This is a genomic window from Anabaena sp. FACHB-595, assembly GCF_048568275.1.
Classification (GTDB): domain Bacteria; phylum Cyanobacteriota; class Cyanobacteriia; order Cyanobacteriales; family Nostocaceae; genus Trichormus.
In genome coordinates, this window is sequence record NZ_CP183473.1 from 2,653,034 (window position 1) to 2,669,417 (window position 16,384).

Genomic DNA, 16,384 nt, shown 5'->3' on the forward strand with positions numbered 1-16,384 from the left:
TAATATCTAATAATGAAACAGTTTTTACATCGTTATATCAAGTTATTTATTCTCATACCCCTAACTTTAGTTTTGGTTAATAGTTGTTATATTAATTATCCTGAAAATTCCGGCTTGATAACGACAAGAATAAAAACATCTGAGTGTAGACTAATCAAACATCCTTTAGGTGAAAGCTGCGTTCCTGTAAAACCTCAGCGCGTTATTGCTTTAGATGAAACCTCTATGGAAGCATTGTTAGCACTGGACTTAAAACCAATAGCTACAGCACAGCCTAATATTGCAGGTAGCATAATACAAAAGTTGGGTAAAAAAGCTGAAGGTATAGTTTCTTTAGGGAAAGATGGTCAGCCAAATATAGAAAAAATGGTGCAATTAAATCCAGATTTAATTTTGGGTTTTTCTGTGAGCGCAGAACAATACAAATTATTTTCCCAAATAGCACCGACAGTTACACTTGATTATATTCAATTTGCTTGGAAAGATGCTTTATCACGTATTGCTGAAATCATAGATAAAAGTGAACAAGCAAAAATATTACTTGAGCAATATCAGCAAAGAGTTAAAGAATTACGCACCTTTATAAATTATAATCTCAAAGAAAAAACTGTTTCGGTGAGTCGCTTTTATGCTGGTAATCAAGTTCCAGAGTTTCGTACTAAATATTCATTTCCTGGAAGTTTACTTACAGAAGTGAGAATACCTGTACCAGAGATGCAAAATCAACTGACTACTAATGAAAATCAGCCTTTAGTTTCAGTTAGTTTAGAGCGTTTAGAGTTATTAGATGCAGATGTTTTATTTGTAGCTTTAGACCCTGGTGCAGAAGAGTCATTTCAAAAATATCAAAACACTCCTTTATGGCAAAAGCTAGATGTCGTGAAAAATCAGCGCGTGTATGCGGTTGATTCTGGTTACTGGATATTTGGCAATATTCTATCAGCTAATGCCATTTTAGATGACCTATTTAAATACTTAGTAGGAAAATAATGTTGCAACAAATAACTAACAATAGTGTACAAAATTTCTTACAGGAAGTATTTACTCTTGCTCAAAATACTTTAGATAGTTTCTATACGGACTGCATAATTTTACCTCAGCCACCTGATGGTGTTGAGGTAATTTCATTAAATAATTATTTACAACCAGATAGACTTTTATCTCAATGGCAAGCCAGCGATATATACCAAAAAACTCAAGATATTCGCATTGCTGCATCTATCTGGAACAAAGTTTATAGCTGGACAACATTACCGGGTGTTTTAGCCTTGATGACTTGGGCTGGTGTCGGTTTAGATGCTGGGTTAGATAATGTGAGTTTTGTATTAGAAGACGGTGAACCCAAAGCTTTATGGTTTAATGATTTGAGTGGTACTGTAATTTATCCTCAGAGATTACCTATCCCCATTCCTCAAGACTACCCTGGAAAAATAGTAAATAGTCTAGAAGGCTTACATCAAGCTGTATTTACAGGCTTATTCCAGCGTAATGTAGCCCCAATGATAGACCATGTTCATCGCTTAACCAAACTCTCCAAAAAAACTATGTGGGGTAATGCGGTGAACGCCTCAGAAGGACTGTTTGCTGAAATTAATAAATGTACAAATTTAGAAGCAATACAAACAGATTATTCCGTCTTGTATGAACAACCATACAGTTCAGTTATGCCGGGACGCAATTCCCTTTACAACTTAGTACGCACTGAACAACTCAACGAACCCGGTTTACCAGCTACAACCACAGTCCGTCTTACCTGTTGTTTATATGCTTTTATTCCTCCATTTGATGAAAAGTGTACAAACTGTCCTCTATTAAAACCACAGGAACGAATTTCTCAAATAAGAGAATATATGAAAGAATCCGAGTGAAAGTATATTTTTTGGTGTTGCATACTTATGAGTGATTTTTATTTCGCAGAGGCGCAGAGAGTAAGAAAATTTTTATGCTACAACAACCAAATCCAGCTAGTATGCGTAATTTTCTTATTGTTTGGCTTGGTCAATTAGTGTCTACCATTGGTAGTAATATGACCGGGTTTGCGATTGAAATTTGGGCATGGGAAATTACGGGTAAAGCTACAACTCTGACGCTGGTAAGTTTTTTTAGTTTGCTACCAAGTATTATTATTACCCCGATTAGTGGTGTAATTGTAGACAGATTTAACCGCAAATTTTTAATGATGGTGGGTGATACAGTTGCAGTTCTCAGCACAATTGTAATTTTGTTGTTGCATCTCACAAATAATCTACAAATCTGGCACTTTTATTTAACAGGCGCGATTGTCGGAACTTTCAATCAATTTCAATCTTTGGCGTATTCAGCATCAGTATCACTGATGATTCCTAAGCAGCACTATACCCGTGCTAGTAGTTTAGAATTTTTATCTGGTTATGGTAGTAATATTATTGCACCTGCTTTGGCGGGTTATCTTTACACAGTTATCGGTTTTTTAGGAATTTGGTTGATTGATATTTCGACGTTTCTTATAGCAATTGGAAGCTTATTATTTGTGAGTATTCCTCAACCAATACCACCAACCACAAAAAACGAAAATATAGCCAACATTTGGCAAGATTTGGGGTTGGGTTGGCGTTATATTACTACTCACAAAAGTTTGCTGGCACTGTTAATAGTTAATGTATTATTTTGGCTACCCCATGACATTGGAGATTCCCTTTACTCGCCCATGATTTTATCGCGCACTAATAATAATACTTTAGTGCTAGGTAGCTTGGCTGCTGCGGCTGGTTTTGGTGGTGTCACAGGGGCGATAGTTGTTAGCACTTGGGGCGGTTTCAGACGAAAAATTAAAGGTGTTTTATGGGGGATGATGGGTGCTGGTATTAGTAAAATTGTGTTTGGTTTGGGGAGAACACCTTGGGTTTGGATTCCAGCACAATTTTGTTCTTCTTTCAATTTCCCTTTGAATGGCAGTGCGGATAGTGCTATTTGGTTAGCGAAAGTACCCCCCGATGTGCAAGGAAGAGTTTTTGCAGCGCGATCGCTACTTTTACAGATCGCTTCTGCTGTAGGCTATTTAATAGCAGGGCCTTTGGCAGATCAAGTTTTTACACCTGCTTTGCAATCAGGCGGTGTTCTAGTTGGCATTCTCGGCGGATTATTTGGGACTGGTACTGGTGCAGGAATCGCGCTGTTATATGTAATTTGTGCGCTGTGTATGTTACTGGTCGGTTGGTTAGGCTTTTCTATACCTGTGCTGCGGAATTTAGAAGAGATTCTCCCCGACTATGATACAGAGTATAGCCAGTTGAGATGATAAATTTGATTCACGTCACCTGCAATAGATACTTACATAAATCATCGATTATGGCATTAGCGGATAGAACGCTAGCAAAAATCCATTTATATTTCCAGGTGCAAGATCTGAGGATCACCTCCTTCTTGTAAATAAAATCTGGTTTACAGTTAGCCTCTGGAGTCAATTCCTGTATAGCATCTGGTAGTTTATATTTAGTCTGGTAAATCTCCTGTAACACCACTCGCTCAAAATCAGAATTAGGGTCTGTTTGCTTCAGTAATTTTTGATATTGTTCATCACGGGAAAGACCTTGAACTTGGGTAAAAACCTTACTTTCAAGGAGTACATCAAGCCAAGGTTTAATTAAGAAACGCGATCGCCTCGGCAAATAGTTGTTTTCAATCGGGGAACGATACCATCATCATGAACGGTGATGAAATCGGCTCTTTTGCCTACCTCTAGACTACCGCGATCGCCAAATAAATTAATGGCTTTGGCTGGGTTGCTGGTAAATAATTGCATTGCTTGGTAAATAGGCTTGTCTGTCTTATGGGCAATAATAAAAATCGATTGCAATAAGCTTTGAGGCACGTAATCAGAAGAAATCACATCCACTAAATTGTGTAAGACAAGTTCCATTGCGGAAACATTCCCAGAGTGAGAACCACCAAGCACTAAATTCGGCGCACCCATCAAAACTTGTAGTCCTAAGCTGTGCGCTGCTTTGGCGGCTTCTAAGGTCGTGGGGAACTCAGCTAACACTACGCCATCTTCCACCGCTTCTTGGACGTGTTCGACTGTAGCATCATCATGACTCGCTAAGGAAATACCTTGAGTTTTTGCCAGTTCTACTAAAGCTATACGGTTTTTTTCTGCATATATTGCTTGTTTTTGCTGACGAATCAAAATAAACTCGTCCATTTGGTCAGGAGTCACACCATGTTTACCCATGTAATATTCTTTAAATTTATCTAAGTGAATAAACTGGCGTTGTCCAGGGGTATGATCCATCAGTGAAATCATGGATAACAGAGGATGATTTGTATACTCTGCTGTAATCTCATACACCTCCTCATAAGCCAGTTCACAGCGTAGATGAATCCGATGTTCCACACAAAAGCGTCCGGCGGCTTGTCCTTGGGAGATAACATCAATCATCGGTGCATAGTTAGTTAAGCGAGGAGAACCAACCGCTACATCACCGATAGCGATCGCATCACATACTGTTGTTACTCCCGCACTGGCTAAATCTCGGTCATGATAAACGGCTGCGGCTTCTAAAGGCCAGCGAATACCAGGACGCGGAGACATACAGCGTTCAAGATTATCGGTGTGTAATTCAATCAATCCTGGTAAAAGATAATCTCCTTCACCATTTTGACCATGAGTAAGAATTCCTGGCTGAATATCAGCAATTAATCCATCTCGGACTACCAAAGTACCCAGCAGTTCTTGATCTGGTAGTTGTAGACGGTAGTTAGTGTATATTTGCTCATTCATAAATACTGGGGACTGGGGATTGATGACTGTTGACTGATGACTGTTGACTGATGACTGATGGCTGTTGACTGATGACTGGTGACTGATGACTGGTGACACTTTGTTGGATCATTTGAAGAACAATCAACAGTTAACCGTCAACCGTCAACCGTCAACAGTTAACAGTTAACCATCAACTCTTAAAAATTAATTCCCGGTTACAAAGTTGCGCTTTTACTTCTTCGTCGTGAAAAATGCCAATTAACGCACAACCTTGAGCTTTTTTCTCTTGTAGCAGTTCGATTACTACTTGGCGATTGGTTGTGTCTAGGGCTGAAGTTGGTTCATCTAGCAGCAAAATTGGATAGTCAACGGCTAAAGCACGAGTAATATTTACCCGTTGCTTTTCGCCTCCAGAAAAAGTCGTGGGGGAAAGATGCCATAGTCGTTCTGAGAGGTTAAGGCGACGAAATAAGTCTTTAACTTTGTTATATGCAACATCTATATTTATTCCTAATTCCAACAATGGTTCTGCGGCAACTTCTAAGGCTGGTACTCTAGGAATTACTCTTAAAAATTGGCTGACATATCCAATAGTTTTCTGTCGTACTGCTAAAATTTCGTGGGGTGCAAGTTGACACAAATCAAGCCAAGATTCCTCATGCCTAACCCACACAGAACCACTATCAACGCGATAATTAGCGTATAAGCAGCGCATAAATGTAGATTTACCACTACCGGAAGCGCCAGAAAGAGCGACACATTCCCCAGCATTAACGCTCAAAGATACATCTTCTAGTACTGATAAATTCATACCTCCTTGCTGATGCAAAATAAAACTTTTTCGCAAATTCTCGACTTGTAAAAGTGCTTGGCGAGGAAAGCTTACTGAATGATGATTAAGAGTTAATGATTGCATGGTTAAGAAGTATCAATAGCAATAGGACACAGATGACGAAGAATCAGTTCATGGGGGTGTTAACGGTTGACGGTTAACGGTTAACAGTCATCAGTCAACAGTCATCAGTCAACAGTCAACTAATTAGGGCGTTAGTGCAGCACTGACTAATAGTTGAGTGTATGGATGTTGTGGATCATCAAGTACTTGGTCAGTTAAACCTGATTCCACTACTTGTCCTTGCTGCATGACTAGTAATCTGTGCGCCAGTAGCCTGACTACGCCGATATCGTGGGTGACTATAATCACACTCAGGTGAAAATTGCGGACAAGCGATCGCAACAAATCCAATAACCGCGCTTGCACTGACACATCTAAACCTCCCGTCGGTTCGTCCATCAAAATCAATCGAGGACGCGTTACCAACACACGTGCAAGTTGTAATCTTTGCTGCATTCCTCCCGAAAATTGGGCTGGCAAATCATCTATCCGTGTCGGGTCAATTTCAACTTCTCGTAACCAGTGGGCAGCCTCATCCCGAATATTGCCATAGTGGCGCACCCCAATATCTAGCAAGCGTTCCCCTATATTCGCCCCCGCACTCACCCGCATTCGCAAACCATCACGGGGATTTTGCTGGACAAAACCCCACTCCGTTCGCATCAATAAACGCCGTTTAGCTTCCGCAAGTTGAAATATTTCTAAGTCTTCACCGCTACGGCTAATATAAGTAACATTACCGTGATCAACTGCAATGTGATCGGCTATTGCACCCAGCAAAGTAGACTTACCAGAACCAGATTCGCCGACAATACCGAGAACTTGCCCAGGATAGAGGTCAAAAGAAATGCGATCGCAAGCCTTAATCCCACCGTAAGATTTACTCAATTCGTGAACTTGTAAAAGAGGTTTAGTCATTAGTCATTAGTCATTAGTCATTGGTCATTAGTCATTAGTCATTGGTCATTAGTCATTGGTCATTGGTCATTAGTCATTGGTCATTGGTCATTGGTCATTGGTCATTAGTCATTGGTCATTGGTCATTGGTCATTAGTCAACCGTCACCAGTCATCAGTCATCAGTCATCAGTCAACCGTCAACCGTCACCAGTCATCAGTCATCAGTCATCAGTCAACCGTCATCAGTCACCCCTTCTCTCCTCCCAGTACAAAAATCCGTATCTGAACAAATCCACATTCGCCCGCCTTGGTCATCAATCACCACTTCATCCAAATAGCTTTCTGTAGAACCGCATAACTCACAGGCTTTATCCCATTTTTCTACAGTGAAGGGATGGTCTTCAAAATCCAGGCTTTTGACTTTGGTGTATGGTGGAATTGCATATATGCGTTTTTCTCTGCCTGCACCAAATAATTGCAATGCTGGACTCATATTCATTTTGGGATTATCAAAGCGAGGGATGGGGCTGGGACTCATCAAATAACGGTGATGCACCATGACCGGGTAGTCGTAGGATGTGGCAATGTGTCCATGTGTGGTGATGTCTTCGTAAAGTTTTACGTACATAGCCCCGTATTCTTCTAGAGCGTGCATTTTGCCTGTCTCCACAGATGAGGGTTCTAGCCAGCGCAAGGGTTCAGGGATTGGTACTTGGTAAACTAAAATCTGCCCGTCGTTGAGTGGTGTTTCGGGTATGCGGTGGCGAGTCTGAAGTAAAGTTGCTGCTTGTGTACTTTCTGTTGTTTTTACGCCACAGACTTTTTGGAAAAAGCGGCGAATATTAACGGCGTTTGTGGTGTCGTCTGCACCTTGGTCAATTACTTTCAAGACATCAGTTTGACCAATTACAGCAGCCGTAACCTGGATTCCACCAGTACCCCAGCCGTAAGACATGGGCATTTCTCTGGAAGAAAAAGGAATTTGATGTCCTGGAATAGCTACGGCTTTCAGCAAGGCGCGGCGAATGGAACGCTTTGTTTGTTCATCTAAGTAGGCGAAGTTAAAGCCTGTTTCTGGGGATGAGGGAGAAGTATTCATTTGACTGATGACGGTTGACTGATGGCTGTTGACTGATGACTGATGACTGATGGCTGTTGACTGTTGACTGATGACTGTTGACAGCCTATGACAAGTTAGATGTGTGACAGCTTATTTAAGGAGGCGGTTATAAATTGGGTGAAGTGATTTAAATCGGGTGTGTGGAGATTTGTGATTTTGGCTTTGTCGTCAAAAATCCTTAACTGTACAGCATCTTCGGCGTATGGTTGTTGAATAAATTGCTCTGCTTGTTCTGGGGAAAATATGCCTCCTTGCAGTTCTAGGCTGCGTTTGGATGCGGCTGAGAGGTTTTCCCAATATTCGGGAATAACTGAGCAAAGATAGCGTTTGGCGACGACATGAAGCCTAATCGGTTCTGTGACTGCTGGACTGAACATCTGACTTAGTAAAGGTATGGCGCGATGTTCATGATGGTCATCTATGCCTTGGCTGGCTGGATTATCACCTAAGTCATGGATTAAATGCCCTAAATCATGAAGTAGACAAGCGGTAATCAATTCATGGGTTTGGCCTGATGCTTCGGCGAGGCTAGCGCATTGTAAGGCGTGTTCTAGTTGACTAATAGCTTCCGCGCCGTATAATTGAGAACCTTTTTCGGTGAATAGGTTGATAATGTTTTCGATGGTGGGTTTCATAAATGGCGGTTGACAGTTGACAGTTGACAGTTGACGGTTGACGGTTGACTGGGGTATTTATTTTTGAATTTTGAATTTTGAATTTTGAATTTTTAATTGTTACTGGGTTTGATATCTTGCAACTTCTTTTCCTGCTACATATACGGATGCTATCGCCGTAATTGCAGAAGGTAAGGAATTATTAGGAGATATCAATAGGAAATCAGCGTCTAAACCTGGGGCGATTTTACCTTTGCGATCGCTTATTCCCGCCGCTTCTGCTGGTCGGCTGGAAACTAATGACCATGCTTGTTCAAAGGACATTAAGCCTAATTCTTGGAGCTTGAAGGGGGCGTAAAACAAGGAAGGGTAATGATAATCTGAGCAGAGACAATCGATGACGTTATGTTTCACAGCTTCAGCTACACTCATTAAGCCCAAGTGCGAGCCACCGCGCACTAAGTTAGGCGCACCCATGAGGACGGCTGCACCATATTCACGAGATTGAGCAGCTAAATCTACAGTTGCGGGAAATTCGGCGATCGCTACTCGGCGTTGTTGACTGAGTTTTACCTTCTCTGGGCTATCATCATCATGGGACGCGAGGGGGATATTATATGTATGAGCTAAATCCACCAGTTCTTGTATTTGTCCATCTCCTTCATGTCGCCTTGCTGTGACTTGGGTGATTAATTCTTCAATCTCTTCTATGGACATGGATGATCTTTGCTTCACACTGTTGAGATAACGGCTCAATCTCTTGTAATTTCCTGGTGGTGGTAGGTGATCGTTGATAGACAAAAGATGCACGTGACCGGATACCATCCAATCACATAACTCTTGATGTTCTGCTATATTTGCCTCTTCATGTCTAATATGAATCCGATGATTGCTATTTAAAACTTGTTTACCTGTCCCTAAGATGAAGTCAATTAAAGCACGAGCAGAATCTCGGCTGCGTAATCCTGGTTCGTAAGAGTCGGTGATTGAGCAGTAAAAAGTGGTAATACCCGATGCTAAGAGGTTGCGGTCATTATCGGCGATCGCTATTGGTAGAGGAAAGTTAACCCCAGGGCGTGGACAAATCATCCTTTCAAAAGCATCGCCATGCAGGTCAATAATTCCTGGCAACATTTGGAGACCTTGAGCATTGATCAATTGATATCCATCAGGAGTAATTGCTTGATCAATAGTGATAAATTTTCCATCTTCAATTAAAACTGTGGCATCATTAAGCCAACCATCAAGAGTTAATACATTTACTCCTTGAATAGCAATTTTTGTATTATTTTGATTGTTAACTGTTGATTGTTGACTTTTGACTGTTGATTGTTGACTTTTGACTTTTGATTGTTGACTTTTGACTTTTGATTGTTGATTGTTGACTGATTCACTAAAAAATTTCATCTCTTCATAGGGGGCTTTTTTAGTAGCGGCAATTCTAGAAGATAAATCACCCACATGGAGTTCTAGCTTGTGGTGATCGGGGTCAAGAATATATATAGAATCACCTTCACTTGTATTTTGTTTCCACTGTTTTACTCCTAAAACTTTGAGGCGATCGCTATATTCTAAAAACTTCTCTTCAGGGATGCTAAAAGCAATATGAGTGTATTCGTCCATCTGATTTGTGCGTGTGTTGGCATCTAAAGATAGGCACAACCACAAGTCACCTGCTAATAGATAAGCACCTCTTTGCCATTGAGCGATCGCTTGACAACCTATAATTTCTGTATAAAATTTCAAAGATTTCTCCAAGTCGGAGACAGATAAAGTAATGTGGTTGATTCCTGTAATCATTCTGAAAGAGGGTTTAGGGGTATAAGGGTTTAGGGGTGTAGGGGTTGAAAATACTTACACCTTACCAACGGGAGAATTTTCTTTATTTAAATTTTGATTTCCTAAAGGCTGAGATTCTTTCAACGTAATATTTGAATCTGGCGATTGATTATTTACTTGTTGTTGTCTAATCTTCCGCACTAGATTTAATTCGGATTGAAAGTCAATGTAGTGTGGAAGCTTGAGGTGTTGGACAAAACCTTGTGCTTCTACGTTGTCAGAGTGGGAAAGGACAAACTCGACACTTTGGGCTGGGCCTTGAATTGTTTCCCCTAATTCCTCAGCACGCATCGCTCTATCTACTAACGCCATTGACATGGCTTTACGTTCGTTGTAACCAAAGGTCAAACCATAGCCACGTGTAAATTGAGCAGGTAATTCTTTACTACCTTTAAACTGATTGACCATTTGCACCTCGGTAACAGTAATATCTGCGATCGCTATTTCAAATCCCAATTCTTCTGGACAAATCACCACCTCTACTTCCCCCATGCGAATCTCACCCGCAAAAGGATGGTTTCTGCCATAGCCTCGCTGTGTAGAATAAGCCAGAGACAGTAAAAAACCCTCATCTGCACGCGCTAGATTTTGCAGTCTCGCATCCCGTCCCGCCGGAAAGGTCAACGGTTGGCGAGTGATGTCAAAGGGTTGTTGATGGTTGACTGTTGACTGTTGACTGTTGATGGTTGACTGGGAATTATTGCAAAATTCTTCCCCTGCACCCCTACACCCCTGCACCCCTACACCCCCATACCCCTCTGCCTGCATCAATCCTTCCCGATCTAAAGTGTCAATTACACGGGGAACTGGTTCTGTAATTGCTTCTGCTTCTGGTGCTGTCGGAACTTGTCCTTCTGCTATTAACTTAAAGTCTAGTAGGCGGTGGATGTAGTCGAAGGTAGTCCCTAACCTTTGTCCTCCTGGCACATCTTTAAAAATGGCAGAAATGCGGCGCTGAATCTGCATTTTACTGGTGTCTAGAGGCTGGCTGTAGTAAAAACGGGGCAGTGTTGTACGATAGGCGCGTAATAAGAAAATTGCTTCGACTAAATCACCCCAAGATTGTTTAATAGCTAGGGCTGCTAACTCTCTATCATATAAACTACCCTCACACATTACCCGTTCTACTGCTAGGGTAAGTTGTTGTTCAATCTGGTCTAAGGTCAATTCGGGAATTGCAGGATCACCTCTGCGTCGGCTTTGCAAGAGTGCTTCTGCATTTTGAATTGCCTGTTCACCACCTTTGACTGCAACGTATGGCATATATTTTTTGTTGATGGTTGACGGCTGACTGGGGATTATCCAAAATTTTGGGTTGGTTGGAGTACGCATTTAAAACTCCAGCCGTGCTGCTCGAAGCCTAGTGATTGATAGAATTGATGGGCGCGGCTACGTTTTAAATTGGAAGAGAGCATGACTTTATAGCACCCAGCATCAGCACTGAGTTTGAGCGCAGCTTTTACCATTTGGCTACCAATACCCTCTCCTCGCATTGAAGAAATTACTGTTACTGAATCTAGGACTGCAAATTTGTGATATCCCCGGTGCATCATTGTTGGTGCATAGAGGAGACTAAAAGTGCCTACAGGTTGCTGATTTAAATAGGCAATATATGTGTGGTAATTGGGAACTTGTGCGATTTCTGCGAAGATTTTTTCTAAATCATCGTTGGGTAAAGGTGGCTCACCATCCATGTCAGCATAGAGCTGATTTAATACAGACCAATCCTCATGAGTAGCAATGCGAATCTCAAGAGCCATAGTACACCTCTGGTTTAGCGGTGCGGGGTAATCCCATGACTGCATTTTCTGTAAATAAAAATACATCTACGCCTTGTGGATAGGCTTGGTGATTCTGCATCCAGAAGTCCCAAAAATGGCTGGGAAGCTTAGGGGCGATCGCACGTTTATCTAAAATTCCTGGCCCTGTCAACATCACAGGTTGTCCCATCTCAAAACTTTCCACCTGTACTAACAATGTTGTTGAGGCTTCCGGTTTTTCTGCTGTCCCCCAGTTAAAAATAGATAATTCTGACAACATAGCCAAATCTTGAATTAAAGCAAAATTCGCTTCCTCTGGGTACTCAGTAAAACGACAGCCAGAATGGAACAACAGCCAATCTCTGACTTGAGCATGAAAACTCGGCTGTAGCCAGACCACAACATCCAAATCCAGCAACGTCAAACAAGCTGCCCCACAAGCAGGCGTTAAACCCGTAGGTACAGACATCTCAGCACTCATCTGATAAGGTGTTCCAGGTCGAGCATGAGCATCCAGCAACCCTCGAAACGTCCTCTGAGCATCATGAATCGGATCTTGTAAGCCAGGTAAAAAAGTCACTTTAGTCATTAGTCATTAGTCATTAGTCATCAGTCAACAGTCATCAGTCAACAGTCATCAGTCATCAGATATTTCCTATTCCCCCCTCACCATCGTGAAGAAATTAACCTGAGTAGCTGCTGCTTGACGCTGCTTAAGTTCTTGCTGCTGTTGATATTCTGCTTGCAAGGGTTGAATTACTTCAGTCTGAATCTGGTCATACCAATTTGGGGTTTGTAGTAACGCATCACAAACAGCCGCTAGTTCTGCATGACGGTGCGATCGCCCTGCGACATACCCAAATCCAGCTAATGCGTCTTCTCCTTGACTCTCTAACTGCACGACACAGCGAGTCATGGTAATTTCTCCTAAATTAAATGCTTCTCCTGTACCCCCAGCAAGTCCTCGCACCATTGCTAGACCAATCTCTGGACAGCGCAAAAAGCTATATTTGGGCAAAGTACCTAATTTGTTTACTAGTTTTTCTAATAGCTCTAACTCAGCTTTAGCTAATGTTGCCATCCATGCTTGTCGCTGCATCACAGTAGGCATAAGTCAGTTTGCGGTATTTTGTTTTAAACTATTCTTAACTTGTCTAGACATCTAGATGAAAGTAGAATAACGCAATTCTCACAAGTTGACAATCTAATATTGATCAGATCATCTCACTCTTAAAAAGGGGATTTCACGTTAACAGTTAACCGTTCACAGTTAACAGTCATCAGTCAACAGTCATCCTGACTTTTCACGTTATGTGGAAAAGTTAACGCGAGACCTAACCCCCTAACCCCCTTCCCTAGTAGGGAAGGGGGAAAAGTTAAAGCCTCTCTCCTTGTAGGGGAGAGGTTTGGAGAGGGGTTTTCCAGATCCCGTCATCAGTCAACCCTATTTATTGATAATCGATACATGAACGAAATAATGCCAATTTATGCCCAGATTGCTGACAAACTACGACAAAAGATTCATCAAGGGATTTATCAACTAGGGGAACAACTACCAACGGAAACCAAGTTAGCAGAACAGTTTGCAGTCAATCGCCATACCCTCAGACAAGCGATCGCTCTCCTGAAAACTGAAGGATTGTTACGAGTTGACCGAGGACGGGGGACTTTTGTCGCAGCCAAAACCATCCGCTATGCTATTGGTAAGCGTGTGCGTTATAACCAAACCCTGAAAGCGCAAGGGTTACAAGCAAGGTTTCAACTGCTACGGGTTTTAGAAGTACCTGCTGATGATGCTGTTGCGAAAGGATTAGAGATTTCTTTTGGTGAGCCAGTAGCGTTAATTGAACGTTTAGGTTTAGCAGATGAAGAACCCATTAGTGTGGGTAGTGGATATTTTCCCCTCAAGCGATTCCCTGATTTTTTAGAACCGGAAAATATCAAGATTTTGCAAGAACAGCAATCAATTTCTCAGTTTTTACAGCAGGTATATGGATGTGATCATATCCGCCGTAGTACCTGCGTTTCGGCTCGTCTAGTCCAACCTCAAGATGCAAAATGGCTACAAATACCACTCAATCAACCCATCTTGTTAGCAGAATCAGTCAACGTTGATCAAGCAGGTAATGTGATTGAATATGGCGTAACTCGACTGCGAGGCGATCGTATGGAGTTATTTTTTGAAAATAATTTATTTGATGATTGATGACTGATGACTGGTGACTGGTGACTGATAACTATGGTCGTTATAATTTACAGGATAATCAAAGATTTATAAAAATTGCTAGAGGTTCTTTAAACGAAAGAAGACATTGGTTAAGACTTGCTTATAGCAATTCCTAGTTAAGTGAGGTACATAACTAATTTTTTTAAACGCAGAGGGGCGCAAAGGAAAACGCAGAGGGACGCGGAGATTACTCAGTACTTCAGCAGGTTAGGAAACGCTATATAAACGAAAACTTTTGACTCAAGAACAAATAGATAAGATTAAACCAATGATTAATGAATTATCACCTAAATTAAACGCTTATCTTAACTCCCGCAAAAAAAAGTCAGATAATATTTAACAGTCACCTGTCAACAGTCAACAGTCAACTATCAACCGTCAACCATCACACTAAATAAACCACTCTCTAACCTTCGCCGAAAGTAAATCAATAACACCAGTAGTCACAACCAAAATAATGAGAATTGCACAGACTTTTTGGTATTCAAATGACCCAAAACTCTGATATAAGGAAACTCCGATACCACCAGCCCCGACTATTCCTAATACAGAAGCAGAACGCACATTTGATTCAAATCGATAGAGAGTGAAAGAAGTCCACAAAGGCATTACTTGGGGAATTACGCCATAAATAACTTCTTGAATATGACTTGCACCAGTGGCTCTAATTCCTTCTACTGGGCCTGATTCAATTGATTCTACCGCTTCAGAGAATAGCTTACCCAAAATGCCTGTGGTATGAACAAATAAAGCTAATACGCCAGCAAACGGCCCTAACCCTACAGCAACTACAAATATTAATGCAAAAACGATTTCATTAATAGCACGCATAGCATCCAAGAGGCGGCGTGTTGGTTGTACAACCCATACTGGACACATATTATTAGATGCTAAGATAGATAGAGGGACAGCTGCGATCGCCGCCATTAAAGTTCCCCAAATTCCCATCGATATAGTGATTAGCGTTTCTGAAAAATAATATCTCCAATCGCTAAAGTCTGGCGGGAAATATGAACGCATATATTCCGCCATGTTGTCTCCCCGTTGCAGCAGTACAGGGAAATTTAACTCGCTTTGGTTATAGGCAAAAATCAATATAGCAGCAATCACTAAAAGAAACAAAACTTTTTTGGTATTCACAAGTTTTGCTTCTTGCTCTAACATTGCTACTACGCTAGGTGACAAGTTACTAATTAGCTGATGTTGCGATTGCACTTTTTTATACCTATAAATGTAAATTTATTGAATCTCTTTGAGTTGCTGATTCAGTTCTGCTATTTTTTGCTGTTTTTCTTGCGCGCTCAGATTTTCTTTAGCTTGAGTCTCTTGAATTTTTTTAGCAATTTCTAATTCTCGAATTGTATGCCAATTTTTGTCTTCAGCCTGCACAAAACCAGAAATTTCAAATGGTGTTAAAACTTTTGCATCTTTATAGTTATAGAAAAACTTTTGCAACCTGTTTTTAATATCTGCTGGTAAGTCCTGACGATAAACAATCGGATCACTAGGAATTAGCGGTGATTGCCAAATAATTTCAATCTTCTGTCGAGCTGTAGGATTGGTTCTTTCCAAACGACTTAATGCTTCATTGCTGACAGTAGCTACATCTACCTGTTTATTTGCTACAGCCAGAGCGCAAGCTTCATGATTACCTGCAAAAATCAAGCGTTTAAAAGCTTTTTTAGGTTCAATATTATTTTTTGTAAAAATATAGTAACTAGGAACTAAAAACCCAGATGTAGAATTGGGTTCATTAAAAGCAAAGGTAAGTTTAGCAGCATTCTGAATCACATATTTATCACCACCGACTGCTTTAGCTTCCGCCGTAATAGGATTATCTTTATTAGCAATTAAATGAGAATAGTAGCCTCTAGTTCCATCTGCACTGACAACCTGAGCAAAAGCTTCTGCATTAGCAACTCTCGCTGCTTCAATATAAGATTTACCACCTAACCAAGCTGCTTGAACTTTACCAAAGCGCATAGCTTCTATAACTGCGGCATACTGTGTAACATAGAATGGTTTAATGGGGATGCCAACTTCCTGAGACATAGCAGCAGCAAAAGGTTCCCAAATTGGTTTTTGATTATCTTGAGATTCTGTAGACAGAACACCAAAGTTAATTTCTTTAAGTGCTGCGCTACTATCATTAGCGTTGGAATTACAGGCTGAAAGTATCTTGGAACTTGCCAAAGTTAGGGTAAATAAAGAAGCCTGCTGAATAAATAACCTTCTGTTCATAAACCTAGTTGTGAGGTAAAGAGGTTTGTTAACTGTCAACAGTTAACC

18 protein-coding genes and 1 pseudogene are annotated in these 16,384 nt (G+C 41.1%); 5 read left to right on the forward strand and 14 right to left on the reverse strand.

Annotated features, from left to right (window positions below; genetic code table 11):
* Positions 1–12: 12 nt before the first annotated feature.
* The 3 genes from ACN222_RS11040 to ACN222_RS11050 all read left to right on the forward strand — a co-directional run bounded on the left by ACN222_RS11040 (position 13) and on the right by ACN222_RS11050 (position 3,277).
* Positions 13–990 (forward strand): iron-siderophore ABC transporter substrate-binding protein, encoded by a 978-nt coding sequence (locus tag ACN222_RS11040; protein ID WP_010996371.1) that lies wholly within the window; start codon positions 13–15, stop codon positions 988–990.
* The gene (locus ACN222_RS11045) at positions 990–1,868 is read left to right on the forward strand and encodes a ferric iron reductase (protein WP_010996372.1); all 879 of its coding nucleotides are present in this window, start codon (positions 990–992) and stop codon (positions 1,866–1,868) included. Before ACN222_RS11040 ends, ACN222_RS11045 begins: the two co-directional genes overlap by 1 nt.
* 74 nt (positions 1,869–1,942) lie before the next feature.
* Positions 1,943–3,277, forward strand: coding sequence for an MFS transporter (locus ACN222_RS11050; protein WP_044521282.1), 1,335 nt, complete (start codon positions 1,943–1,945; stop codon positions 3,275–3,277).
* A 10-nt stretch (positions 3,278–3,287) separates the two neighbouring features.
* Here ACN222_RS11050 and ACN222_RS11055 read toward each other — a convergent pair whose 3' ends face one another.
* The 12 genes and pseudogenes from ACN222_RS11055 to phnG form a co-directional block, all read right to left on the reverse strand.
* Positions 3,288–3,647, reverse strand: a complete 360-nt coding sequence (locus tag ACN222_RS11055; RefSeq protein WP_044521283.1) for a hypothetical protein — start codon at positions 3,645–3,647, stop codon at positions 3,288–3,290.
* Entirely contained in the window at positions 3,623–4,759 is a 1,137-nt protein-coding gene (gene phnM / locus ACN222_RS11060; RefSeq protein ID WP_010996374.1) for a phosphonate metabolism protein PhnM, read from the reverse strand. The genes ACN222_RS11055 and phnM overlap by 25 nt, the downstream gene beginning before the upstream one ends.
* A gap of 172 nt (positions 4,760–4,931) precedes the next feature.
* Positions 4,932–5,657, reverse strand: coding sequence for a phosphonate C-P lyase system protein PhnL (gene phnL / locus ACN222_RS11065; RefSeq protein ID WP_010996375.1), 726 nt, complete (start codon positions 5,655–5,657; stop codon positions 4,932–4,934).
* Positions 5,658–5,780: 123 nt separating this feature from the next.
* Entirely contained in the window at positions 5,781–6,554 is a 774-nt protein-coding gene (gene phnK / locus ACN222_RS11070; protein WP_010996376.1) for a phosphonate C-P lyase system protein PhnK, read from the reverse strand.
* Positions 6,555–6,767: 213 nt separating this feature from the next.
* Positions 6,768–7,634, reverse strand: a complete 867-nt coding sequence (locus ACN222_RS11075) for an alpha-D-ribose 1-methylphosphonate 5-phosphate C-P-lyase PhnJ (protein WP_010996377.1) — start codon at positions 7,632–7,634, stop codon at positions 6,768–6,770.
* A 95-nt stretch (positions 7,635–7,729) separates the two neighbouring features.
* Positions 7,730–8,290: a phosphonate degradation HD-domain oxygenase gene (locus ACN222_RS11080; protein WP_010996378.1), complete on the reverse strand. Its 561-nt coding sequence runs from the start codon at positions 8,288–8,290 to the stop codon at positions 7,730–7,732.
* Between the two features lie 99 nt (positions 8,291–8,389).
* Complete coding sequence (locus ACN222_RS11085; protein WP_190449603.1) at positions 8,390–9,676, reverse strand: alpha-D-ribose 1-methylphosphonate 5-triphosphate diphosphatase; 1,287 nt, start codon at positions 9,674–9,676, stop codon at positions 8,390–8,392.
* A pseudogene (locus ACN222_RS11090) lies at positions 9,665–10,069 on the reverse strand (fosfomycin resistance glutathione transferase); the annotation flags it as partial. The pseudogene ACN222_RS11090 and the gene ACN222_RS11085, both read right to left, overlap by 12 nt.
* A 54-nt stretch (positions 10,070–10,123) precedes the next feature.
* Positions 10,124–11,371: a carbon-phosphorus lyase complex subunit PhnI gene (locus tag ACN222_RS11095; RefSeq protein WP_010996380.1), complete on the reverse strand. Its 1,248-nt coding sequence runs from the start codon at positions 11,369–11,371 to the stop codon at positions 10,124–10,126.
* A 35-nt stretch (positions 11,372–11,406) separates the two neighbouring features.
* Complete coding sequence (locus tag ACN222_RS11100) at positions 11,407–11,868, reverse strand: GNAT family N-acetyltransferase (protein WP_010996381.1); 462 nt, start codon at positions 11,866–11,868, stop codon at positions 11,407–11,409.
* Positions 11,858–12,457: a phosphonate C-P lyase system protein PhnH gene (gene phnH / locus ACN222_RS11105; protein ID WP_010996382.1), complete on the reverse strand. Its 600-nt coding sequence runs from the start codon at positions 12,455–12,457 to the stop codon at positions 11,858–11,860. The genes ACN222_RS11100 and phnH overlap by 11 nt, the downstream gene beginning before the upstream one ends.
* Before the next feature lie 66 nt (positions 12,458–12,523).
* A complete protein-coding gene (gene phnG / locus ACN222_RS11110) occupies positions 12,524–12,979 on the reverse strand; it encodes a phosphonate C-P lyase system protein PhnG (RefSeq protein ID WP_010996383.1) in 456 nt (151 codons plus the stop codon).
* A gap of 354 nt (positions 12,980–13,333) precedes the next feature.
* Here phnG and phnF point away from each other — a divergent pair, with 354 nt between their 5' ends.
* The gene (gene phnF / locus ACN222_RS11115) at positions 13,334–14,074 is read left to right on the forward strand and encodes a phosphonate metabolism transcriptional regulator PhnF (RefSeq protein ID WP_010996384.1); all 741 of its coding nucleotides are present in this window, start codon (positions 13,334–13,336) and stop codon (positions 14,072–14,074) included.
* 20 nt (positions 14,075–14,094) lie between these two features.
* Positions 14,095–14,211, forward strand: a complete 117-nt coding sequence (locus ACN222_RS11120) for a four helix bundle protein (RefSeq protein ID WP_231865536.1) — start codon at positions 14,095–14,097, stop codon at positions 14,209–14,211.
* Positions 14,212–14,485: 274 nt separating this feature from the next.
* Here ACN222_RS11120 and phnE read toward each other — a convergent pair whose 3' ends face one another.
* Positions 14,486–15,259 carry a phosphonate ABC transporter, permease protein PhnE gene (phnE, locus tag ACN222_RS11125; RefSeq protein WP_044521287.1) on the reverse strand — a complete coding sequence of 258 codons (774 nt, stop codon included), beginning with the start codon at positions 15,257–15,259 and terminating at the stop codon, positions 14,486–14,488.
* 75 nt (positions 15,260–15,334) lie between these two features.
* Positions 15,335–16,336, reverse strand: coding sequence for a phosphonate ABC transporter substrate-binding protein (gene phnD, locus ACN222_RS11130; protein ID WP_010996386.1), 1,002 nt, complete (start codon positions 16,334–16,336; stop codon positions 15,335–15,337).
* Positions 16,337–16,384 lie beyond the last annotated feature (48 nt).

Bases quoted from the DNA above. Each gene is read 5' to 3' on its own strand.
- ACN222_RS11040 (WP_010996371.1), top strand. From the start codon at position 13: ATGAAACAGTTTTTACATCGTTATATCAAGTTATTTATTCTCATACCC.
- ACN222_RS11045 (WP_010996372.1), top strand. From the start codon at position 990: ATGTTGCAACAAATAACTAACAATAGTGTACAAAATTTCTTACAGGAA.
- ACN222_RS11050 (WP_044521282.1), top strand. From the start codon at position 1,943: ATGCTACAACAACCAAATCCAGCTAGTATGCGTAATTTTCTTATTGTT.
- phnM (WP_010996374.1), bottom strand. From the start codon at position 4,759: ATGAATGAGCAAATATACACTAACTACCGTCTACAACTACCAGATCAA.
- phnL (WP_010996375.1), bottom strand. From the start codon at position 5,657: ATGCAATCATTAACTCTTAATCATCATTCAGTAAGCTTTCCTCGCCAA.
- phnK (WP_010996376.1), bottom strand. From the start codon at position 6,554: ATGACTAAACCTCTTTTACAAGTTCACGAATTGAGTAAATCTTACGGT.
- ACN222_RS11075 (WP_010996377.1), bottom strand. From the start codon at position 7,634: ATGAATACTTCTCCCTCATCCCCAGAAACAGGCTTTAACTTCGCCTAC.
- ACN222_RS11080 (WP_010996378.1), bottom strand. From the start codon at position 8,290: ATGAAACCCACCATCGAAAACATTATCAACCTATTCACCGAAAAAGGT.
- ACN222_RS11085 (WP_190449603.1), bottom strand. From the start codon at position 9,676: ATGAAATTTTTTAGTGAATCAGTCAACAATCAACAATCAAAAGTCAAA.
- ACN222_RS11095 (WP_010996380.1), bottom strand. From the start codon at position 11,371: ATGCCATACGTTGCAGTCAAAGGTGGTGAACAGGCAATTCAAAATGCA.
- ACN222_RS11100 (WP_010996381.1), bottom strand. From the start codon at position 11,868: ATGGCTCTTGAGATTCGCATTGCTACTCATGAGGATTGGTCTGTATTA.
- phnH (WP_010996382.1), bottom strand. From the start codon at position 12,457: ATGACTAAAGTGACTTTTTTACCTGGCTTACAAGATCCGATTCATGAT.
- phnG (WP_010996383.1), bottom strand. From the start codon at position 12,979: ATGCCTACTGTGATGCAGCGACAAGCATGGATGGCAACATTAGCTAAA.
- phnF (WP_010996384.1), top strand. From the start codon at position 13,334: ATGAACGAAATAATGCCAATTTATGCCCAGATTGCTGACAAACTACGA.
- phnE (WP_044521287.1), bottom strand. From the start codon at position 15,259: ATGTTAGAGCAAGAAGCAAAACTTGTGAATACCAAAAAAGTTTTGTTT.
- phnD (WP_010996386.1), bottom strand. From the start codon at position 16,336: ATGAACAGAAGGTTATTTATTCAGCAGGCTTCTTTATTTACCCTAACT.